Genomic DNA, 21,070 nt, shown 5'->3' on the forward strand with positions numbered 1-21,070 from the left:
AATCCTAGGGATGGAGTGAGCGTCGATCATGACGAACAAGTTGGAACGGGAAGTTTTCGGACAGACGAAGGACGGGGAGACCGTCCATCGCGTCGTCATCCGCGGCGGCGGACTGACGGTCAAGGTATTGAGCTGGGGCGCAGTGATCCAGGATATCAGGCTCGAGGGCCATGATGCGCCGCTGGTGCTCGGCTTCGAGGATTTAGGCAGCTACCTCTCGCATTCGCCTTTCTTCGGCGCGACGCCGGGACGCTGTGCCAACCGCATCGGTGACGGCAAGTTCACGCTCGACGGCAAGGACTACCAGCTCGAACTGAACGAGAAGGGCGTCACGCATCTTCACGGCGGCAGCAACAATATCGGTACGCTCGTTTGGACGATCGTCGAGCACGAGACCGACCGTGTCGTGCTGAAGATCGTCGATCCCGATGGCCGCGCCGGCTATCCCGGCAACTGCACGGTCCAGGCGACCTATCGCGTGCATGGCAATGGCGAGCTTTCCGTCAACTACGAGACGACGACGGACCAGCCGACGATCGCCAATGTCTGCCAGCACTCCTATTTCAATCTCGATGGCCGGGAGGATGCGCTGGYGCATGACATCATGATCGCTGCCGACCACTATTTGCCGACCAATGAGAAGCAGATACCGACCGGYGAGATCCGCTCTGTCGAGGGCACCGCGTTCGATTTCCGCGCGATGGCGCCGATGAAGCGTTTCGCCGGTCAGGAGCAGGCGCTCTACGACCATAATTTCTGCTTCTCGAGCGAGCGCACGGCCAAGCGCTCCGTCGTACTTGCCCGCAGCTTGCATTCCGGCGTTTCGCTGGAAGTGCGCACGACCGAGCCTGGCGTACAGTTCTATGCCGGCTTCAAGCTCGGCGTGCCGGTGCCGGGTCTCGGTGGCCGCAAGTATGCGCCATTCGCAGGCTTCTGCCTGGAAACGCAGATCTGGCCTGACGCCATCAATCATGCAGGCTTTCCGAACGCGGTTCTGCGTCCAGGTGAGGTACTGCGGCAGGAAACGGATTACATCTTCACGAAGAACTGAGTTCAGCCATCCTGTCAGGATCAATGAAAACCCTCGCGGTGTCCCGCGAGGGTTTTTCTTTTTGGTGAAGCGAATCCGACTTGCCGATTGGTTCTAAATAGGTTCTATTATGCATCCATGGATAGAACCAGTCTGATAGCGGAACTGAATGGCCGGGGGCTGCGCGATGAGGCGGCAACAGGGCCGCTTTACAAGCGGCTAGCGCAGGCGCTCACGGGCCTCATTCAGGAAGGTCTGCTGAAGCCCGGAACCGCGCTGCCCGGCGAACGCGACCTGGCGGAAGCCCTGAAGCTTGGCCGAGTGACGGTTCGGACAGCCTATCGCGATCTCATGACATCGGGTGCGCTGGAATCTCGCCACGGCAGCGGCACCTTCGTTTCCAGCAAGGTGGAGCGCATGGAGCAGTCGCTATGGCGACTTTCCTCCTTCTCGGCGGACATGCGCTCGCGTGGGCGCTCGCCGGCGGCGAAGATCCTGTCGCGTACCATCAACAATCCGTCTCCCGAAGAATCCTTCCTGCTCGGCCTCAGTGTCGATGAGCCTGTGCTGCGGCTCGACCGCCTTCGTCTGGCTGACGGGCTGCCCCTCGCCATCGAACGCGCCGTCGTGCCGGTCAAGTTTCTCGGCGTGGATGCCGGCGGTGAAGGCTCGCTTTATGACGCGCTTGCACAGAGCGGCCACAAGCCGGTGCGCGCCATGCAGCGCCTGACGGCCGTCACGCTCGATCCTTCATCGGCGGCTATCCTTGATGTCAAGGCCGGTGCGCCGGCGCTTCTGATCGAACGCGTTTCACGCCTGGAAGACCAGCGCGTCGTTGAATACACCCGCTCGCATTATCGTGGTGACGCCTATGATTTCGTCGCTGAACTGAGAATTGGAGATGACCTATGAGTGAGAACCAGTCATTGATGCTGCAGGAGGCGGGCCAGTCGCCCGAAGTGGTCGCTACCCTGCTCGAAAAGGAAAAGCCGGTCTTCGCAGAAATCGCCCGGCTGTTCTCATCCGCCCACCCGAGCGTCGTCACGACAGCGGCACGCGGCTCTTCCGACCATGCGGCGACCTTCTTCAAATATCTGTTCGAGATTACCTGTGGCGTGCCGGTCGCCTCGATCGGGCCGTCTATTGCTTCCGTTTATGGTGCCTCCCTGCATCTGAAGGGCGGCATCCATTTCACCGTTTCACAGTCTGGCGCGAGCCCTGACATCGTGGCGCTGCAGGAAGCGGCCAAGAAGGGCGGGGCGACGACGATTGCCGTCGTCAACGTCACTGACAGCCCGCTCGCCAAGCAGGCCGATCTTGTTCTCGGCCTCAATGCCGGTGCTGAAAAGAGCGTCGCGGCGACCAAATCCTTCATCGCATCTGTTGCCGCCCTCGCTGGCGTGACGGCTGCGATCGGCGGCAAGGCCGATCTGCAGGCGGCGCTTGAGAAGCTTCCGGCCGCTCTTTCCGCGACGTCCGGCATCGAAACCAAGGCAGCCGAGGATGTGCTGTTCAACGCCGCCTCGCTTTATACCGGCGGCCGCGGCACGGCTTTCGCTATCGCTCTCGAGGCGGCACTGAAGGCCAAGGAGACGGCTGGTCTTCACGCGGAGGCCTTCTCTCTTGCGGAACTGATGCACGGCCCGATGCGCCTCGTACAGCCGGGCTTCCCGATCATCGGTTTTGTGCCTGAGGATGCCGCCTACGACAACAATGTAAAGGCACTGGAGCGCCTGCAGAAGCTTGGCGCTACCACCGTGCCCTTCTCGACGAAGCCGCTTGCCGGCGTCAATCTGCAGGTTCCGACGACCGGCAACGGTCTCGTCGATCCCCTGGTTTCGCTGCTCGTCTACTATCGCCTGATCGAGTCCGTCACCCGCCGGAAGGGCTTCGATCCGGACAAGCCGGCCAACCTTCTCAAGGTGACGGAGACCGTCTGATGACCCGCAAGATCTTCACCGGCGCGCGTATCTTCGATGGCGAACGTTTCCATGACGAACGGGCGCTGATCGTCAAGGACGGACGCGTCGAGGCGATCGTCGGCCTGAATGATCTGCCCGAGGGCGAAGTTGTGACACTGGCAGGCGGCGTGCTGTCTGCCGGTTTCATCGATGCGCAGGTCAATGGCGGTGGCGGCCGCATGCTGAACGACGAGCCGTCGCCGGGTTCGATGTATATGATCGCAGACGGGCATCGGTCGTATGGAACGACGGCACTGCTGCCGACGCTGATCACCGATACGGCCGAAGCGACGGCTGCCGCGATCGAGGCGGCGAAAGTCGCGGTGAAGACCAACCGTGGTGTTGCCGGCCTGCATCTGGAAGGTCCGCATCTGGCGCCGGCGCGCAAGGGTGCGCATCTCGCCGAGCTGATGCGCCCGGTCGAGGACAAGGACGTCAAGGGTTTTATCGCCGCGCGCGAGGCGATCGGCACGCTGCTCGTCACCATGGCGGCGGAGCAGGTGACAGTTTCGCAGGTGCGTGAGCTGAGCGAAGCGGGCGTCATCGTCAGTATCGGCCATTCCGACAGCACCAGTGAGGCGGCGGAAGCCCGTTTCGATGCCGGGGCTCGCGGTGTGACGCATCTCTTTAACGCCATGAGCCAACTGGCGCACCGCGCGCCGGGCCTCGTTGGTGCTGCGATCGACCATCCAGCGGTCTGGTGCGGCATCATCGCCGATGGACATCACGTCGATCCGAAGGCGTTGCGCACGGCGCTGCGTGCCAAGCGCGGCGAGGGCAAACTTTTCTTTGTGACCGACGCCATGTCGCTGGTCGGCTCGCAGCTGGATACGTTCACGCTGAACGGCCGCACCGTGCGACGCGAAAGGGGCGGCTTCTGTTCGAAACTGGTCCTTTCGGACGGCACGCTAGCGGGTTCGGATGTCGACATGGCTTCAACGATCCGCTACGGCGCCACCTATCTGGAGCTGACGCTTGCCGAGGCACTCAGAATGGCGACGCTCTATCCGGCGCGTTTCCTTCGGCTTGCCGATCGCGGCCACCTTTCGCCAGGCGCGCGCGCCGATCTCGTGCATTTCACCGATGCGATCGAAGTGACGGCGACTTGGCTAAACGGCGAAGCAGCTTGAAGGAGAGCGGCGGATGAGTGACATCACGGACGCTTATTTCTCCAATCTGATCGGCCGGCTGGAAGAGTTGAAGCGGGCATTAGCCGAACCAATGGCGCAGGCCGCCGCCGCGATCCTTGAGGCTGCCCGTGGCGACAAGCGTGTCTATGTCTTCGGCACCGGCCATTCGCATATGCTGGCGGAAGAGGTGCACTACCGCGCCGGCGGACTTGCCTTTACTGTGCCCGTTCTCGTCGGCTCGGCCATGCTGCATGAGGGTGCGGTTATCAGCTCGGTCTATGAGCGCACGCAGGGCCTGGTGCGGCCAATGCTGGAGCGTTACGGCATGCAGCCGGGCGATGTCATCATCATCGCCTCCAATTCAGGCGTGAATGCCGCGCCGATTGAGGCGGCCGACTATGCGCGTGAGATCGGCGCCAAGGTGATCGCCATCACCTCGATCGCCTATTCGACGGCGATCGCCAATGGGCGCCGGCGGCTTGCCGATGTGGCCGACGTGGTTCTGGATAACGGGCTGCCGCCGGGTGACGCCGTTCTTGATCTCGATGGCACGGGTCTGCGGGTCGGGCCGGTCTCGACGGCGGTGGGCGTCACCGTCATCAATGCCATCTTTGCGGATGTCGCCTCCGAGCTTTCGAAATCAGGCGATGCGCCTGTTTATCTCAGCGCCAACATGCCGGGCGCTGCAGAAATCAATCAGAAGCTCGTGAAGAAATACCGGCCGCGTAACCCGCATCTCTGAGCAGGAGGCCGGCGTTTTTGCCGGTCTTTCTCTATTGGCGCCGGAAGCGAATGAGTATTTCCGATTAAATGAAAACGGCCCGAAGCGGTTGCTTCAGGCCGTCCGAATGTCTGGAAACTGATGCAATCAGTTCTTGGCGCGCTCGACGTAGGAATTGTCTTCCGTTGCAATGACGACGCGGGTGCCGGCATCGATATGCGGCGGAACCAAAGTGCGGATGCCATTCGACAGGATCGCCGGCTTGTATGAGGAGGATGCCGTCTGGCCCTTCACGACCGGTTCGGTCTCAACGATCTCGAGGGTGACGTGGCGCGGAAGTTCGAGCGCCAGCGGAATGCCTTCGTGGATCGACAGAATGCAGGTCATGCCTTCCTGGAGGAAGGCCTTCTGGTCGCCCATGGTGTCAACGTCGACGACGACCTGGTCATAGGTGGCCGGGTTCATGAAGTGGAAGCCTTCGCCGTCTTCATAAAGGTACTGGAAGTTGACGTCTTCGACGAAGGCACGCTCGACCTGCTCGGTGGTGCGCCAACGCTCGGAAACCTTCACACCGTCGACGATGCGGCGCATGTCGACCTGGGTAACCGGCGTGCCCTTGCCCGGGTGGAAATTCTGAGCCGTGAGAACGACGTAGAGCTTGCCGTCGACATCGAGAACGTTGCCCTTGCGGACCGAAGAGGCGATGACCTTGACCATAAGACTTCCTTGTAAGTCGGCTTTCAGCGTCGTAGAGGACAGTCAGAATGGCCTTGAAGACGCAAAATGTTTTTTCTTCGGGGCGGCACTAACCTAAAATCGCGTAAATAGCCACCCCATCCCGGCCGAATCCGGCAAGGAAAGCGTTGAATGAACCTCACGAGCGCCAAGGCGTCTCCCTGGTGGACGCCATCAGTGCATGCCGATCGCCGTCCGTTCCTTATCGGACGTAACGCGATCCAGTCAGCGCTGCGCGGTTACTTCGCCCGTGAGGACTTCATCGAGGTCGATACCGCGACGCTGCAGGTGTCTCCGGGCAACGAGGCGCATCTGCATGCCTTTGCGACGCAAGCGCTGACGACGGACGGACAGGCTGCGCCCTTCTACCTACACACGTCGCCGGAATTTGCCTGCAAGAAGCTTTTGGCCGCCGGTGAAGAACGCATCGCCTGCTTTGCGCATGTCTATCGCAACCGCGAGCGCGGGCCGCTGCACCATCCTGAGTTCACAATGCTCGAATGGTATCGGGCGGGTGAGAGCTATGAGAGCCTGATGATGGATTGCGTGCGCATGCTGGCGCTCGCTGCCGAAACGGTGAAGACCGCAACGCTTACCTATCGCGGCGCCGAGTGCGATCCCTTCGCCGGGCCGGAGCGTATCAGCGTTGCAGAAGCGTTCGGTCGCCATGCCGGCATCGATCTTCTGGCTTCTGTATCTGCTGACGGCTCCACCGATCGCGAGCATCTTGCCGCCGAAATGCGGCGGGTCGGCATGCGCGTTGCCGATGACGATCATTGGGCTGATCTCTTCAGTCGGGTGCTGGTGGAGAAGGTCGAGCCGTATCTCGGCTTTGGCCGTGTCACCATCCTTGACGAGTATCCTGTTTCGGAAGCGGCTCTTGCACGGCCTTCGGCGCGCGATCCGCGCGTGGCGGAGCGTTTCGAGCTCTATGCCTGCGGGGTCGAGCTTGCCAACGGCTTTGGTGAACTGACAAATGCCGCCGAGCAGCGGCGCCGTTTCGAGATCGAGATGGCAGAGAAGATGCGGGTCTATGGCGAGACCTATCCGCTCGACGAGGATTTTCTGGCGGCGCTGGCGGTCATGCCGGAAGCGAGCGGCATCGCGCTCGGCTTCGACCGGTTGGTGATGCTGGCGACAGGTGCGTCACGGATCGATCAGGTGCTCTGGGCGCCGGTCGCGGAGTACGGCCGATGAATGTCATGCGTCCGATCAAGAGCGTCGACGATCTCGTCAGGGCGGGGCTCGTCGAGGAAGCCGAACGGCTGGCGCTCGATGAGGTCGCCGCGCGCTATGCCATCGCGCTGACGCCTGCCATGGCAAGGTTGATCGATCATGCCGATCCGGCCGATCCGATTGCCCGGCAGTTCGTGCCCGATATGGCGGAACTCGTTATCACGCCCGAGGAACGGGCCGACCCCATCGGGGACCATGCGCACAGCCCGGTTGAGGGCATCGTGCATCGCTATCCGGACCGCGTGCTGTTGAAGGCCGTGCATGTCTGCCCGGTCTATTGCCGCTTCTGCTTCAGGCGCGAGATGGTAGGGCCGCAGGGGCTCGGCACGCTCGATCCTTCAGCACTGGCTGCAGCCTTCGACTATATCCGCGGGCGTGGCGAGATCTGGGAAGTGATCCTGACTGGCGGCGATCCACTGGTGCTCTCACCAAGACGTCTTGGTGAGATTCTCGTTGAGCTTGCCGAGATCGAGCATGTGAAGATCGTGCGCTTCCATACGCGCGTGCCCGTCGTCGATCCGCAGAAGATCGATGCGGAATTGATAGCGGCGCTGAAAGCGAGCGGCAAGACCATCTATATTGCGCTTCACGCCAACCATCCGCGTGAGTTGACGACTGAAGCACGCGCCGCCTGCGCCCGTCTCGTCGATGCCGGCATCGTCATGGTCAGCCAGTCGGTGCTCCTGAAGGGCGTCAATGACGATCCCGACGTGCTGGCAGAACTTATGCGGGCCTTCGTCGAGACGCGCGTGAAACCTTATTATCTGCATCATCCGGATCTTGCGCCCGGCACCAGCCATTTCAGGTTGTCGATAGAAGAGGGGCAGAAGATCGTCGCCTCGCTTCGCGGCCGCATCTCCGGTCTCTGCCAACCGACCTATATTCTCGATATTCCCGGTGGTTACGGCAAGGCCGTGATTGGCGAGAGCGCTGTGAAGACGACCGGGGAGGGCTGCTACTCGGTGTCGGACTATCGCGGCGGCGAGCATTCCTATCCGCCTGCCGGTTAACGCAAAAGCGCGCTCCCGGCGTACCATTTCTGCACTTGATACAGCCGGGGCCATTTACTGCCGGTCGTCTCAGGCCACATCAAACTATTGATAGGTATGAAGTATTAGGCCTCAAGCGGGCATGATTTGTAAAATGCAAAGTATGAGCGATAGTCATATTTAACTAATTACATTAGCGGAATTTTCTGTTTTCCGCACTAAAAGCACTCCCATGAAAAGGCGATGAATGCCGGCTCAGGATCATGAAAATCTGGAGTTAATGGGATGAACAAGACAATCCGCGACCTCGTAGCCAAGTTCGGTAAGCTTCCTGTTCCAGTTGATCAGGTTGCCGACGATGCGGATCTCTACGCTGCGGGTCTGACGTCCTTCGCCTCGGTGCAGCTCATGCTTGGCATCGAAGAGGCATTCGACATTGAATTTCCTGACAATCTCCTGAACCGCAAGTCCTTTGCAAGCATCTCGGCGATCACCAAGACGGTCGATCTCATCCGGGATAGCCGAAAGGTCGCCTGATGAACTTCCCGGTCAAGATCACGGAAGACAGCCTGGTCGCAAGGGCTGCCCGCGTCGCAGAAATTGCGGCAAAACATGCGGATGCCGTCGATTTCGAAGGCCGGTTCCCGCAGGAAGCCGTCAACGCGATGAAGACCGAGCGCCTGCTCGGTATCCAGATTCCCCGCCATCTCGGTGGCGAGGCCGCTTCCATCACCCAGATCGCCGAATTGTGCTCGATTCTTGGCCAGGCCTGCGCGGCAAGCGCGATGGTCTTTGCCATGCACCAGATCAAGCTTTCGAGCCTCGTCGAACACGGCGTCGACAGCGAATGGCATAGCGCCTTCATGCGCCGTATCGCCGCCGAACAGCTCCTGATCGCTTCCGCCACCACCGAAGGTGGGATCGGCGGCAATCTGCGCAACAGCATCTGCGCCATCGAGATCGACGGCGATATCTGCAGGCTGCAAAAGGACGCGACCGTCATTTCCTACGGCTCGCATGCCGATGCAATTCTCATCACCTCGCGCAGCCATCCGCAGGCCGCTTCTTCCGATCAGGTACTGACCGCCTTCCTTAGGGATCAGTATACGCTCGAAAAGACGCATGTCTGGAACACGCTCGGCATGCGCGGCACCTGCTCTGACGGCTTCCTGTTCAAGGGCGAGGCGCCGGCTGCACAGATCCTGCCGAAACCCTTTGCCGAAATCGCTGCGCAGTCGATGCTCGCCTCCTCGCACCTGCTGTGGAGCGGTGTCTGGTACGGTATCGCGGTCGATGCCGTTTCCCGCGCCCAGGCCTTCGTGCGTGTCGCTGCACGCAAGTCTCCCGACGCCACGCCGCCCGGCGCGCTTCGCCTCGCGGAGGTTTCCAACCTCCTGCAGATGGTGAAGTCGAACGTCGTTGCCGGCCTCAAGGCCTATGAGGATGCCAAGGTTGACGGCGACAAGCTCTCGTCGATGGGCTTTGCAGTAGCGATGAACAATGTGAAGATCGCCTCTTCGGAAACCATCCTGGAAATCGTCAATCACACCATGCTGATCTGCGGCATCATGGGCTACAAGAACGGTACGCCCTTCAGCCTCGGACGCCATCTGCGCGATGCCCATTCCGCACAGCTCATGATCTCGAACGACCGCATCCTCGGCAATACGTCGAGCATGCTTCTTGTCCATAAGCAGGACACTAGCCTACTGGGGTAAAGCCATGGATATGCAGACTTCGTTTCTGGACCGGCTCTTCGAGTCCGGTCTGCTGATCGATACCGGCGTCGACGGTCTTTATGGCCGCAGCGGCCAGTTCGAAGATGTCATTGCCGCCTTCGAACGGCTGATCGACAAGTTCGGCGGCGGCGATGGCGCAGAGGCGATGCGTTTTCCGCCCGGCATGAACCGCGCGCTCTTCGAAAAGAGCGGCTACATGAAAAGCTTCCCGCAGCTTGCCGGCACGGTGCACAGCTTCTGCGGCGCCGAGCTTGACCATATGAGCCTGCTGCAATGCATGGAAGTCGGCGAGGACTGGACCAAGGACCAGAAGGCGACCGACATCGTGCTGACGCCGGCAGCCTGCTATCCGCTCTATCCGACCGTTGCCAAGCGCGGCAATCTGCCGGCCAAGGGCGGGCTCTTCGATCTGCAATCCTACTGCTTCCGTCATGAGCCTTCCAAGGATCCGGCCCGGCAGCAGCTTTTCCGCATGCGCGAATATGTCTGCATGGGCACCGAGCAGCATGTGACCGATTTCCGCCAGAGCTGGATGGACCGCGGTGTCGAAATGATGAAGCAGGTCGGCCTCGACGTGACGATCGATGTTGCCAACGACCCGTTCTTCGGTCGTGCCGGCAAGATGATGGTCAACAACCAGCGCGACCAGAACCTGAAATTCGAGCTCTTGATCCCGATCACGTCCTCTGCAAACCCGACGGCCTGCATGAGCTTCAACTATCATCAGGACTCGTTCGGCGTGAAGTGGGGCCTGAACCTTGAAGACGGCAGCGTGGCCCACACCGCCTGCGTCGGCTTTGGGCTGGAGCGCATTGCGCTCGCGCTCTTCCATCATCACGGCCTTGACGTCAAGACATGGCCGGCAAGCGTGCGGAAAGTCCTGTGGGGCTGAGCGGCTCGATGACATCGGTCTTTGCGGGTATCGATCCCGATGCCTACAAGCCGCATGCGCTGCATTCCGGTGAGCGCATGTGGCCGGAGACCAATTGCTACATCGATCTCTGGATCGAGGTGCTCTCGACATTCGGCGTTGCGCCGGAGGCGATGCTCGGTTTCACGTTGACGCAGGATTTCGAGGGCGACCAGTTCACCTTCTTCAAGGTGCCGCTGGAGGATCTCGAAGCGCTCTACGGCATCCGCGCCACCGAGCTTGCGATCTACGACTGCGTCGAGCGGCATGTCGAGGTGCAGATCGCCCGCGGTCGGCTCTGCCTCATCGAGATGGATTCCTTCTACATGCCGGATACGCGCGGCACCGCCTACCGGCAGGAACATGGCAAGACGACGATTGCGATCAACCGGCTGGACTTTGCCGGCAAGCGTGTCGACTACTTCCACAACGCCGGCTATTTCCGCATCGAGGGGGAGGATTTCGACGGGTTGTTCCAGTCCCATCTGACGGATGAGGATGCGCCGTTCCTGCCCTATACGGAATTCGCCAAGTTCCCGGAACGCCCTGTCGGCGAAGCACATCTGCGCAAGGTTTCCCGTCGGCTCCTGGGCTTCCATTTCCATCGCCGACCGAGCGCCAATCCGATCCGCGCCTTTGCCGAGGTCTTTCCGTTGCAGGTTGAGGCAGTAGCCGATCGGCCCTTTGGCTTCTTCCACAAGTATGCCTTCAACACGCTGCGGCAGGTAGGTGCGAATTTCGAACTCGCAGCTGATCATTTGACCTGGCTTTCGTCCGGTGAGTTCGGTGTTGCGGCCGAAGAGGCGCGCCGTATCTCGGAAGCGGCGAAGTCGGTTCAGTTCCAGCTTGCCCGCGCCGTCACCCGCCGCAAGTTCGAACCGTTGAAAGCGGCACTTGATCCGGCAGCCGATGCATGGGATTCGATGATGGCATCGCTCGCGGAGCGAGTCTGAAGCCGGAGATCTGACCATGCGCGGGCGGTTGGCAAGCATCGGGGCTGAGGAAAGCTTGCTTTCCGAAGGGTGGAATCTGGTTCTGACCGAGCCTGACGCCTGCGCGACCCCTCACGATATCCACCTTTCGGCGCAGTTCATTCCTGCACCTGTTCCAGGCACCGTCGCAGCGGCGCTCGAAAGAGCAGGGCTGTTCGATCGGGAAAATCCACAACCGCTGAACACCAAGGACGCCTGGTACCTGACCCGCCTCTTCGATACGGAGCCGGGTGAGGCGATCCTGCGTTTTGAGGGGCTGGCGACGATCTGCCATGTTTTTCTCAACGGCCAGGAAATCCTCTTTTCCGAGAGCATGTTCACTGCGCACGAAATGCCGGTGACGCTGACAGGCGGTGATGAACTGGCGCTCTGCTTCCGGGCGCTTGGCCCACGTCTGTCGGAGCCCGGGCCGCGTGCTCGCTGGCGACCGCATATGATTACGCCTCAAGGGCTGAAGAATGTCCGCAACACGCTGCTCGGGCATATGCCCGGCTGGTGTCCGGAGATCCATGCCGTTGGGCCGTGGCGGCCGATTTCGCTCGTGCGTCGGGGCGCGGCCTCGGTCGATAATGTTTCGGTGCGCGCGGTGTTGGAGGAAAACGGCGTGGGGCGACTCAGCGTTTCGCTTTATACCGCTGGCGAAGAGCCGGTGATGCTGTTGCGTTGTGCCGGCGCCGAACAGGGTTTCGAGAAGATCGGCGATCGGCATTATTCGGTGATTCTCAAGCTTTCCGACATCGAGGCGTGGTGGCCGCATACGCATGGTGTGCCGCATCTCTATGACGTGACGCTGGTTATCGATGGCGAAGAACATTCGCTGGGCAAAGCCGGTTTTCGCCGTATCGAGGCCGACCATGGCGCTGATGGCAATGATTTCGCGCTTGGCGTCAACGGCGAGCGGGTCTTCTGCCGCGGCGCAGTCTGGACAACGGCCGATATCGCACGGCTGCCTGGCGAGCGGGCCGATTACGAGCCTTTCCTGCGGCTTGCTGCCGAGGCCGGCATGAACATGATCCGCATCGGCGGTACCATGGCCTATGAAACGCCCGACTTTTTCGCGCTCTGCGATGCGCTCGGGCTAATGGTCTGGCAGGACTTCATGTTCGCCAATTTCGACTATCCGAAGAATGACAAGGCTTTTATCGGCCATGTACATGCCGAGGTGGAAGAGTTTCTGCACAGCGTACAACTCTCGCCCTCGCTAGCGGTGCTCTGCGGTGGCAGCGAAATCCACCAGCAGGCGGCGATGTTCGGCCTGCCCGCCGATTTCTGGAGCGGGCCGATCACCGACGAGATCATACCGGCGATCTGCCAGCGCATGCGGCCGGATGTGCCCTATGTGCCGAATTCGCCCTGTGGCGGGGCGATGCCCTTTTCGCCCAACGCCGGCGTGACGCATTATTACGGCGTCGGCGCCTATATGCGGCCACTTGAGGATGCGCGCCGCGCTGAGGTGCGCTTTGCGGCCGAAAGCCTCGCGTTCGCACATGTACCGCAGCAAAGGACCTTGCAGCGGTATCTCGACGTGCCCTCAGTTCACAGTCCGCTCTGGAAAGGGCGGGTACCGCGCGACCGCGGTGCTTCCTGGGATTTCGAGGATATCAGAGATTTCTATCTCGGGCTTCTCTACGATCTCGATGCGGCCAGGCTCCGTCGCGAAGACCCCGAGCGCTATCTCGATCTTTCGCGCGCCGTAACAGGCGAGGTGCTGGAGGAGACCTTTGCCGAGTGGCGACGCAAGGGATCGTCCTGCAATGGCGCGCTCGTCTGGACCCTGCAGGATCTGTTGCCGGGTCCCGGCTGGGGCGTGATCGACTCCACCGGCGAGCCGAAGCCTGTCTGGCATGCAATGCGCCGCGCCTTCCGTCCGGTGCAGGCAGTTTTTACGGACGAGGGGACGAACGGCCTCTATGTCCACGTCATCAACGAAACGGATAAGGTGGTCGCTCTCGAACTCGATGTTGCCTGCCTGCGCGAGGGGCGTCAGCAGGTCGCGAGCGGCAGCAAGGCTTTCAATCTCGACCCGAGAAGCGTGGAGCGTATCGCTTGTACCGATCTCTTCGGTGGCTTCTTCGATGCGACCTATGCCTTTCGTTTCGGCGCGCCGTCGCATGACGTCAGCGTTGCCTGGCTGAGGTCGACGATGGACGGAGCGTTGCTCGCACAGGCTTTCCATTTTCCGCGCGGCCGAGCCAAAGCCTTCCACGACGCGACGATCGAGGCATCTTTCACGCGTGAGGGCGATGATTGGTTCATCACGCTTGCGACCGACAGGCTGGCCCAATCTGTCCATATCGATGTCGAAGGCTACCGGGCGGAAGAGGACTGGTTCCATCTGGCACCGGGCCCTGCCAAGCGAGTGAAGCTCATCGCCGCTGCGGGCACTGACGGCGATGCATTGCCGGCAGGCGAAATCAGGAGCGTCGGCGCCGCGCGCCATTTCGCGCTTTAAGGGCTAGGGAGCGGTCATGACCATCAGAGTGCAGGCGGAAGAGGCTCTGCGGGGCGTCTATCGGAGCGTGCGCGGGCATCTGCTGCAGCGGCTTATCGTCAAATCGCGGCTTGCCTTCAATCCGCGCCGGCCGGTTGAGATCGTCGGCTATCTGTCGATGGCGGCGGGTGTAGGCGAATCCGCGCGACTTTGCGTTGGTGCGCTTTCGCGGGCGGGCCGTGAGATCATGCTGGCTGATGTCAGCACGCATCCGGATGAAGGCAAGCTGGTGGAGTGGGCATCTACACAGGTTTCCGACGGCCAGCCGGGAAGCCGCATATGGCATCTCAATCCGCCCATGCTGCCGCGCGCTATCCTGAAGAAAGGCCTCGGTAATTTCACCCGTGCCTTCAATATCGGTTATTGGGCCTGGGAGCTTGAAGTGGTGCCGGCAGAATGGCGCAATGCCATGCACTATATGAACGCCGTCTTCGTTCCCTCGGAATTCACCAGGCGGGCAATCGCGCCGCATACGACTGCACCTGTCATTGTCGTGCCGCACCCGGTGGCCGAGCGGCCGGCGGCTGACGGTATCAGGCAGAAATTCGGAATTGCCGAGGATGCTTTCCTCGTATCGTTCATCTTCAGTGCCGGCTCCTCGATCAACCGCAAGAACCCGCAGGCGGCGATCGAAGCCTTCAGGCTCTTCAGCGCCGAATGCCCCAATGCCTTCCTGCTGATGAAGGCGAGCGGCAACCCGGCCAGGGACGAGGCGCTTCGGGCGCTCATGCAATCCGTGGAAGGCGACCGCAACATCAGGATCGTTACCGACAATCTGGCGAGTTCGGAGATCAACGGCATTATCCGCGACTCCAACGCCTATCTTTCGCTGCATCGCTCGGAGGGCTTCGGCCTGACGGTGGCTGAAGCGATCATGCATCGCACGCCCGTCGTCTCGACAGGATGGTCGGGCACGGTCGATTTCTGCGATCCGGACAATACATGGCTGGTCGAGCCGTCTCTCACTCCCGTCATCGACAGCCATCCGGAATTTGCCGATCTCAAGGATGCCGTCTGGGCCGACCCCTCGCCAGCGGCCGCGGCGGTCCATCTGAAGAACATCTATTCCGATTCTGATGGTGCGTGGCAGAAAGCGGAGGGGGCTCGGACCTATCTGATGCGCCATCTTGCCGAGCACAGCTACGACAAGGCGCTTTCAAGGCTTTCGGCGATGCTGGCGAGCTAAGCTGAGCGCCTCACTCCCCTTTATTTTAACATTTCCAATTTAGAGATGGCTTGTTTTCGGCCGCAATGCGGCTTCTAGCGGATGGACGGATGTCGAAGGGCATTATTGCAAACTCGGTGATGAATGCGGCGGCGGGCATGCTGCTTCTGGTGACGGGATTCGTTTCCTCGATCATAACCGCACGCCTGCTCGGCCCCGAGGCCAATGGCATCGTCGCCTTTTCACTCTGGCTCGTTGTCACAGGGGCCTCGATTGCTGAGCTCGGCTCCAGCATCACGCTTCTGAAGACGCTGCCGCAGCTTTCTGCGCAGGGCTACAGCTTCGAGCAACGTAGGGGATTTGCCTCGATCCTAGTCACCTTCATGGTCTGCTCCACGTTGGTGCTGCTGGGGCTTTATGCCCTGTTCTTCCTGACATCGGAGGAAATGCACTGGGCCGATACCGCGCCGTCGGTGGCGCTTGTGACAGGCATCCTTTTCTTCGTCCAGGCGATTGGCTCCTTCGTCAAATTCTACCTCATCGGCGAAAAGCGGCTTGGCACGTTCTTCCAGCTGACGTTGATCGTCTCGGTTTTCCAGCTTGTGGGCGTAGCGGTCGGTGCCGTCTTTTACGGTGTGCAGGGTGTGCTTGTCGGTTACTCGCTCGGCCAACTCGTGCTTTTCGTCGCTACATTGCCGATCCTCTTTACCCGTCGTGACCGCTGCGGCGTCTCGCTCAAATATCTGGCTTCGTCGTCGGTCATCCTGTCGATGCAGTTCGTCATCGATTCGATCTTCCTCAACCGCATCGAGCTGCTTTTTCTGCAGCAGTTCTGGTCGGTGGAAATGGTCGGTTTCTATGCTGCCGGCCTGTCGATCGCCAATATCGCGCTGCAGCTTCCCATCCAGATGAGCGGCAGCCTGCTGCCCTATTATTCTGAACGGCGGCATGCCAGCGCCGACTCGAAATTCCCGGTCGAGGCCTTTGCCGCCGTCATCCGCAGTATGGCCTATATTGTGCTGCCCATGAGCCTCGGGCTTGCTGCGATCTCTACCGAACTTGTGCATGTGGTCTTCGGCGAAGCCTTCGACCGAAGCGGCGGAGTTGTCGCCCTGCTTGCGCTCGTCGCGCCTGCCTACACTCTCATGCAGGTTCTCAGCCTGTACCTGCTTTCAATCGACAAGGCCAATGTACGGTTGAAAATCAGTGTGATAGGTGGCCTCCTGATGGTAGTGGGTTGTTTACTCATCGTACCTAGTCTTGCCGCCGAGGGTGCCGCGCTTGTGCGCATAGCCGTATTTGTTGCGATGTCGGTAATGATGGTCAGACAAACGGGATTCGGAACTCAGCTTTCGGGCCTTTATCTCAGCCTTACGAAGATTACTCTCGCGGCGGTATTTTGCGGCTGCGGTGCGACTACTGCACTCGAGCTCGTCCAGGGTCCGATTGGTCTTGTCGCGGCGATCATCGCTGGCACATTTACTTATTTTGCTGCGTTGAAAGTCCTCCGTGCTGTGCCGGCCGAAGATATCCAGGTGCTGCGCTCGATCCTCGACAAGATGCCGGCGCTGCTGAAGGGACCGGCAAGGCGCGTGGTCAATTTCATCACCCCGCCGACGCCCGAAGGGGGAGAGAAGAAACCTGATAACGAGGAGTTCTCGCGCGAGCCGGCAGAAGGCGCCGGCCGTGCCGCTGCTCTTCCCGTGGTCTTCGATGGCACAATCGGTCTGTTCATGCCGGAAAAGCCTGACGTTGCAAGACGCTCGGCTGCCGTTCTCTTCGTCAGTCCCTGGGGTTTCGAAGAAATGTGCACGCGGAAATTCTACCGCGTCGCGGCAGAGCATTTTTCCGATATCGGCGTACCGAGCCTGCGTTTCGACTATACGGGCACCGGTGACGCGCTCGATTTCGGAAATCAGACGCCGAGCCTGGAAATCTGGAAGAATTCCATCCGCGCGGCCGCTGTAAAGCTGAAGGCGCTCAGCGGCTGCTCGCAGATCATTCTTGTCGGCCAGAGTCTCGGCGGCACGCTTGCTCATTTGACCGGCCATTCGATCGAGGGCGTCGACAGTGTTGTGCTGCTTGCGCCTATTTTGAGCGGCAGAGGCCATCTGCGTGAAATCAACATGTGGTCGCGGATCATCCATGCCGACCTCGGTCTCGGCAAGGAACATGCGCCGAGCGCCCAGGTGCAGATCGCCGGTCTGACCTTGCCCGACGCGATTGCTGCGGAAATCGGCAAGCTCAATATCAGCTCACCGCAGGACCTGGCGGCACCGAATTACCTCATCCTCGAACGCCCGGTTCGGGTTGACGATACGGCCTTCGCCGACGCACTGAGGGCGCTCGGCGGCAATGTCGAGCAGCGCGTTTTCGAAGGTTATGACGAGCTGGTCACGAACCCGCTCTTTGCCAAGACGCCGATGGCAGTCATCGCGCTGCTCAGCGAATGGCTTGTCGAGACAACCACGCCTGCCGCATCCGCTGGTCACTCTCCGCAGGAGGTCGAAAACCAGCCGCTCGCGGGTGATGGTTTTGAGGAAATTCCGGTTCGTTTCGGAGCCTTTCAGCATCTCATCGGTGTCGTCAGCCGGCCGCAGGGCGAGATCAAGGGTAATGCCGTGCTCTTCATGTCGACAGCTTATGACCGGCATGCCGGCTGGGGTCGTACGACGGTTGATATGGCGCGTGAGCTCGCTCGCCAGGGCGTCGTTTCGCTGCGTTTCGATTCCGCCAATGTTGGCGACAGCGTTCCGCGCCCGGATGCGCCGGAACAGGTTCTCTATTCGGCGACGCAGACGGAAGACGCGCTCGCCTCGCTGGATCTCTTGGAAAGCTTTGTCGCCGGACCGATCATGGTCGCGGGTCGCTGCAGCGGCGGTTATGTGGCCCTGCGCGCGGGCATCGAGGATGAGCGTTTGAAGGCGATCGTTTCCATTAATCCCTTCGTCTACTACTGGGATCCCGAGATGCCGGTGCGGCGCGAGCATGTTGTCTCTGTTCCGCGCAGCGTCGACGACTACGGTCAGCGGATGATGAGGCTCGACACGGTCAAGCGGCTGTTCCGCGGGGAGGTTGATGTTTTTGCGGCCCTGCAGAACATCTTTATCGCGATCGGCCGCCGGCTCTCACCACGCATCGCGCCGCTTGTCGAACTCATTCCGGGCCGCCGTGACATCGCGCGGCAAGTGCGCCAGTCCTTTGCGGCGCTCGGCAAGCGCAAGGTGCCGCTGACACTGATCTACAGCGAAGGCGATGTCGGTCTCGACCACATGTATTTCCACTTCGGCCCGCGCGGGCACAAGTTTACCCGGCACCCGAATGTGCGGGTGGTGATGCTGCAGGATGCCGATCACAACCTGACACCACCGGAATCGCGCAAGCTGGTGCTAGACGAGATCGTCCGGCTTGCGAAGGCTTGAGAATTTCCTGATTTGTTAGAGCATTTCCGGGATTCGAAGAAAAACGGAAATGCTCTAAACGGCAATGCCGATCGACCGGTAGAGGTCGACATAGCGTTCGGCGACCGCGTTCCACGAATAAGCGTGCGCGGCCTGAACAAGGCTCTCCCGCAGCGCTGCACCCTCGGCGCTTACTTTCCGGTAGGCTTCCTCGATCGCGTCAGCGGCCCGATCCGGCTTCATGAAGTCGGCGAGAATGATCTCCTCGTGCCGCCCGGCAAGTACGCGGTAAGCCTCATTGGAGTTCAGGACCGGCTGCAGGCCGGCGCTCATCGCTTCCAGCGCGACGAGGCCGAAGCCTTCATATTCCGAGGCGGAAGCGAAAAGGGATGCTTTTGCGATGATCTCGCGGATCGATTGATTATCCGGCGAAATAGTCAGGGTGACGGCTGTGTCCAGCGACCTTGCCGTGATCTCGCGCCTGAGATCAGCGGCGTTGAGATCGGATTCGGCGCCGATGATATCGAGACGCCAGCCGGGATTGCGTTTGACGAGCGCTGCCGTTGCATCCAGTAGCAGATCGAGCCGCTTGTTTACCGAGAAGCGCCCGATAGTGACGACGCGCCGTTCAGGGGTGCGCGAGGCGGCATCGGCGAATTTGCCGATATCGGCGCCATTCTCGATGGTAATGCCATCGGGGACGATCTGGATGAACTGGCTGAGATCGGACGCACTGCAGCAGACTACGCGGCGATAGGCGCTCGCCGAGAGCCGTGTCAGCGTCCTGAACCAGACTTTCTTGATCGCCAGGAATTTCTTCGTGTGAAAGAAACCGCCATGGGTCGTGACCACCATGGGCTTGCGGTGCAGGAGCCTTCCCCAGGCGAGCGCATCGAAGAAGAAATCGATGGCGTGGACATGGATGAGATCGGCATCGCCGATATGGCGGAATACCTGCGGCGCTAGCGGATAACGGCTGCTGCCTGACCAGGGAATACGAATAACCTCGACGCTGTCGATGGTTTCGCGTCCCGGAAGCTTGTCGTCGGGAGCGGTGAAGAGGGAATCGAGGGTGACGACACGGACGCGGTATCCGCGCTTCAGCGTCTGGCGGGCGAGATTGGCAACCACATCTTCCAGGCCGCCGCGGTTCGGCAGAAACTGTCGCACGACATGCACGATGAGGGGCGCAGCATTAAGCTGCGGCCTTTTCTCGACGGTCTTTTTCATGGAGAGGGACATTTCCCACCTATTCTCTGTGGGAATGACCAGCCACGCCGGCCGTTAAGGTGCGGTATATGAAGATGCCCCCGCGACCGGCTTTATTAGCAAAAGGGTTAACCGGTTCAGAACGCCTTGAAGGTCAATGTCGTCAGCGAGCGGACGATGCCGGGGATGTTGGCGATGTTGTCATTGATGAACTTGCCGATATCCTGGCCTTCTTCGATGTAGACCTTGAGCAGCAGGTCGTAATTGCCTGATGTCGAGTAGAGCTCCGAGACCAGTTCGGTCTTGTAGATGGCGTCGGCGACCTCGTAGGTCTTGCCTGGGGCACACTGGAGCTGGACGAAGATCGGCTTCATGGGAATTTCCTGCATCGAATTCTGATGGCGCGCATAATGGTCGAAACCGCTGCTGCGATGCAAGCCGTTCCTTACGTCTCCTGATTCGAACAGGCTTCGGAGATAATCCAATCGCGGAAGGCGGCGAGCGGCGCGTAATCGGCGCGTTCCGGCGGGAAGGCGAGATAATAGCGTTCGCGGCTTTCCATCTCGCGGTCGACGGCGGCGATGAGAGCGCCGCGCTTCAGTTCTTCCTGGATGAGGAAAGTTGGCAGCAGTGCGACACCGAGGCCGGCGATTGCCGCCTGCGCTGCCGTGGCAAACTGGTCGAACAACATGCCGTGCACGCTTTCGAAGACGACGCCGTTATCGGCAAACCAGCGCTCCCAGGCATCGGGCCGGGTTGTCAGATGCAAGAGGGGCGCCGTCAGCAGGTCTTCCGCGCGGGAGATCGCATTGCGCTTGAGGAAATCCGGGCTGCAGGCGGGCAGCGTGCGTTCAGACATCAGGAAGGCGAGTTCCGCGCCCGGCCAGTGGGGATGACCGAAGTGGATGGCGGCATCGATGGAATCGAGCCGGAAATCGAAGGAGGAGAGCCGGGTTACGAGGTTGATCGTGACCCCCGGATTGGCGGCGAGAAAGCGGCCGAGGCGCGGCGCCAGCCAGCGCGTGCCGAAGGTCGGCAGGATGGCGAGGTTCAAAGTACCGCCATGCGGGTTAGCGCGCAGGTTTAGCGAGGCGCTGGAGATACGGCGGAGTGCCTCGCGGATCTCACGCGCGTAGGCGTCTCCGGCAAGAGTAAGTCGCACGGTCTGGCGTTCGCGCAGGAAAAGCTCGACGCCGAGTTGCTCCTCCAGCGCCTTGATCTGGCGGCTGACGGCGCTCTGCGTCAGGTCGAGTTCGCGCGCTGCTGACGTTACGCTGCCGGTTCGCGCCACTGCTTCGAAGGCGGCGAGATGCGAGATCGACGGCAAAAAACGTCTTGGCGAGAGCATGATCATTCCATTT

Annotated in this window: 18 protein-coding genes; 14 read left to right on the forward strand and 4 right to left on the reverse strand. The window is 60.7% G+C overall.

Going from position 1 to position 21,070, the window contains the following annotated elements:
• Positions 1 to 28: 28 nt before the first annotated feature.
• The 5 genes from AC1DM5_RS11905 to AC1DM5_RS11925 all read left to right on the forward strand — a co-directional run bounded on the left by AC1DM5_RS11905 (position 29) and on the right by AC1DM5_RS11925 (position 4,863).
• Positions 29 to 1,051 carry an aldose epimerase family protein gene (locus AC1DM5_RS11905; protein WP_477975029.1) on the forward strand — a complete coding sequence of 341 codons (1,023 nt, stop codon included), beginning with the start codon at positions 29 to 31 and terminating at the stop codon, positions 1,049 to 1,051.
• A gap of 117 nt (positions 1,052 to 1,168) precedes the next feature.
• Positions 1,169 to 1,942 (forward strand): GntR family transcriptional regulator, encoded by a 774-nt coding sequence (locus AC1DM5_RS11910; protein WP_477821515.1) that lies wholly within the window; start codon positions 1,169 to 1,171, stop codon positions 1,940 to 1,942.
• Entirely contained in the window at positions 1,939 to 2,970 is a 1,032-nt protein-coding gene (locus tag AC1DM5_RS11915) for an SIS domain-containing protein (protein ID WP_477821516.1), read from the forward strand. Before AC1DM5_RS11910 ends, AC1DM5_RS11915 begins: the two co-directional genes overlap by 4 nt.
• Positions 2,970 to 4,121, forward strand: coding sequence for an N-acetylglucosamine-6-phosphate deacetylase (gene nagA, locus AC1DM5_RS11920; protein ID WP_477821517.1), 1,152 nt, complete (start codon positions 2,970 to 2,972; stop codon positions 4,119 to 4,121). Before AC1DM5_RS11915 ends, nagA begins: the two co-directional genes overlap by 1 nt.
• 13 nt (positions 4,122 to 4,134) lie before the next feature.
• Positions 4,135 to 4,863: an SIS domain-containing protein gene (locus AC1DM5_RS11925; protein WP_037101955.1), complete on the forward strand. Its 729-nt coding sequence runs from the start codon at positions 4,135 to 4,137 to the stop codon at positions 4,861 to 4,863.
• 126 nt (positions 4,864 to 4,989) lie between these two features.
• Here the strand turns inward: AC1DM5_RS11925 and efp are convergent, their stop codons facing one another.
• Positions 4,990 to 5,559 (reverse strand): elongation factor P, encoded by a 570-nt coding sequence (gene efp / locus AC1DM5_RS11930; protein WP_037101953.1) that lies wholly within the window; start codon positions 5,557 to 5,559, stop codon positions 4,990 to 4,992.
• 150 nt (positions 5,560 to 5,709) lie between these two features.
• Between efp and epmA the strand changes: the two genes are divergently transcribed.
• The 9 genes from epmA to AC1DM5_RS11975 all read left to right on the forward strand — a co-directional run bounded on the left by epmA (position 5,710) and on the right by AC1DM5_RS11975 (position 18,521).
• Positions 5,710 to 6,774 (forward strand): EF-P lysine aminoacylase EpmA, encoded by a 1,065-nt coding sequence (gene epmA, locus AC1DM5_RS11935; RefSeq protein WP_477975031.1) that lies wholly within the window; start codon positions 5,710 to 5,712, stop codon positions 6,772 to 6,774.
• On the forward strand, positions 6,771 to 7,823 hold the full coding sequence (locus AC1DM5_RS11940; protein ID WP_477975033.1) for a lysine-2,3-aminomutase-like protein: 1,053 nt from the start codon (positions 6,771 to 6,773) through the stop codon (positions 7,821 to 7,823). The genes epmA and AC1DM5_RS11940 overlap by 4 nt, the downstream gene beginning before the upstream one ends.
• A 264-nt stretch (positions 7,824 to 8,087) precedes the next feature.
• Positions 8,088 to 8,339, forward strand: coding sequence for an acyl carrier protein (locus tag AC1DM5_RS11945; RefSeq protein WP_477821520.1), 252 nt, complete (start codon positions 8,088 to 8,090; stop codon positions 8,337 to 8,339).
• Positions 8,339 to 9,520, forward strand: a complete 1,182-nt coding sequence (locus AC1DM5_RS11950) for an acyl-CoA dehydrogenase family protein (RefSeq protein WP_477821521.1) — start codon at positions 8,339 to 8,341, stop codon at positions 9,518 to 9,520. Before AC1DM5_RS11945 ends, AC1DM5_RS11950 begins: the two co-directional genes overlap by 1 nt.
• Before the next feature lie 4 nt (positions 9,521 to 9,524).
• Positions 9,525 to 10,433 carry an amino acid--[acyl-carrier-protein] ligase gene (locus AC1DM5_RS11955; protein ID WP_477975035.1) on the forward strand — a complete coding sequence of 303 codons (909 nt, stop codon included), beginning with the start codon at positions 9,525 to 9,527 and terminating at the stop codon, positions 10,431 to 10,433.
• Positions 10,424 to 11,404 carry a DUF1839 family protein gene (locus tag AC1DM5_RS11960; RefSeq protein ID WP_477821553.1) on the forward strand — a complete coding sequence of 327 codons (981 nt, stop codon included), beginning with the start codon at positions 10,424 to 10,426 and terminating at the stop codon, positions 11,402 to 11,404. The genes AC1DM5_RS11955 and AC1DM5_RS11960 overlap by 10 nt, the downstream gene beginning before the upstream one ends.
• A 16-nt stretch (positions 11,405 to 11,420) precedes the next feature.
• On the forward strand, positions 11,421 to 13,895 hold the full coding sequence (locus AC1DM5_RS11965) for a glycoside hydrolase family 2 protein (RefSeq protein WP_477821523.1): 2,475 nt from the start codon (positions 11,421 to 11,423) through the stop codon (positions 13,893 to 13,895).
• Positions 13,896 to 13,941: 46 nt separating this feature from the next.
• Positions 13,942 to 15,120 (forward strand): glycosyltransferase family 4 protein, encoded by a 1,179-nt coding sequence (locus AC1DM5_RS11970; protein WP_477821554.1) that lies wholly within the window; start codon positions 13,942 to 13,944, stop codon positions 15,118 to 15,120.
• Between the two features lie 89 nt (positions 15,121 to 15,209).
• Positions 15,210 to 18,521, forward strand: a complete 3,312-nt coding sequence (locus AC1DM5_RS11975) for an oligosaccharide flippase family protein (RefSeq protein WP_477821524.1) — start codon at positions 15,210 to 15,212, stop codon at positions 18,519 to 18,521.
• A 54-nt stretch (positions 18,522 to 18,575) separates the two neighbouring features.
• Here the strand turns inward: AC1DM5_RS11975 and AC1DM5_RS11980 are convergent, their stop codons facing one another.
• The 3 genes from AC1DM5_RS11980 to AC1DM5_RS11990 form a co-directional block, all read right to left on the reverse strand.
• Positions 18,576 to 19,742: a glycosyltransferase family 4 protein gene (locus AC1DM5_RS11980; RefSeq protein ID WP_477821525.1), complete on the reverse strand. Its 1,167-nt coding sequence runs from the start codon at positions 19,740 to 19,742 to the stop codon at positions 18,576 to 18,578.
• A 104-nt stretch (positions 19,743 to 19,846) separates the two neighbouring features.
• Positions 19,847 to 20,083, reverse strand: coding sequence for an Lrp/AsnC ligand binding domain-containing protein (locus AC1DM5_RS11985; RefSeq protein ID WP_007825394.1), 237 nt, complete (start codon positions 20,081 to 20,083; stop codon positions 19,847 to 19,849).
• A gap of 71 nt (positions 20,084 to 20,154) precedes the next feature.
• Positions 20,155 to 21,063, reverse strand: coding sequence for a LysR family transcriptional regulator (locus AC1DM5_RS11990; RefSeq protein ID WP_477821526.1), 909 nt, complete (start codon positions 21,061 to 21,063; stop codon positions 20,155 to 20,157).
• Positions 21,064 to 21,070 lie beyond the last annotated feature (7 nt).

The sequence above is a fragment of the Rhizobium sp. 01T437 genome (assembly GCF_056398505.1).

Excerpts from the sequence above, each read along its gene's own strand:
- AC1DM5_RS11985 (WP_007825394.1), bottom strand. The coding sequence starts at position 20,083 with ATGAAGCCGATCTTCGTCCAGCTCCAGTGTGCCCCAGGCAAGACCTAC.
- AC1DM5_RS11990 (WP_477821526.1), bottom strand. The coding sequence starts at position 21,063 with ATGATCATGCTCTCGCCAAGACGTTTTTTGCCGTCGATCTCGCATCTC.
- AC1DM5_RS11975 (WP_477821524.1), top strand. The coding sequence starts at position 15,210 with ATGTCGAAGGGCATTATTGCAAACTCGGTGATGAATGCGGCGGCGGGC.
- AC1DM5_RS11980 (WP_477821525.1), bottom strand. The coding sequence starts at position 19,742 with ATGTCCCTCTCCATGAAAAAGACCGTCGAGAAAAGGCCGCAGCTTAAT.
- nagA (WP_477821517.1), top strand. The coding sequence starts at position 2,970 with ATGACCCGCAAGATCTTCACCGGCGCGCGTATCTTCGATGGCGAACGT.
- AC1DM5_RS11965 (WP_477821523.1), top strand. The coding sequence starts at position 11,421 with ATGCGCGGGCGGTTGGCAAGCATCGGGGCTGAGGAAAGCTTGCTTTCC.
- AC1DM5_RS11915 (WP_477821516.1), top strand. The coding sequence starts at position 1,939 with ATGAGTGAGAACCAGTCATTGATGCTGCAGGAGGCGGGCCAGTCGCCC.
- AC1DM5_RS11950 (WP_477821521.1), top strand. The coding sequence starts at position 8,339 with ATGAACTTCCCGGTCAAGATCACGGAAGACAGCCTGGTCGCAAGGGCT.
- efp (WP_037101953.1), bottom strand. The coding sequence starts at position 5,559 with ATGGTCAAGGTCATCGCCTCTTCGGTCCGCAAGGGCAACGTTCTCGAT.
- epmA (WP_477975031.1), top strand. The coding sequence starts at position 5,710 with ATGAACCTCACGAGCGCCAAGGCGTCTCCCTGGTGGACGCCATCAGTG.
- AC1DM5_RS11955 (WP_477975035.1), top strand. The coding sequence starts at position 9,525 with ATGGATATGCAGACTTCGTTTCTGGACCGGCTCTTCGAGTCCGGTCTG.
- AC1DM5_RS11940 (WP_477975033.1), top strand. The coding sequence starts at position 6,771 with ATGAATGTCATGCGTCCGATCAAGAGCGTCGACGATCTCGTCAGGGCG.
- AC1DM5_RS11925 (WP_037101955.1), top strand. The coding sequence starts at position 4,135 with ATGAGTGACATCACGGACGCTTATTTCTCCAATCTGATCGGCCGGCTG.
- AC1DM5_RS11910 (WP_477821515.1), top strand. The coding sequence starts at position 1,169 with ATGGATAGAACCAGTCTGATAGCGGAACTGAATGGCCGGGGGCTGCGC.
- AC1DM5_RS11945 (WP_477821520.1), top strand. The coding sequence starts at position 8,088 with ATGAACAAGACAATCCGCGACCTCGTAGCCAAGTTCGGTAAGCTTCCT.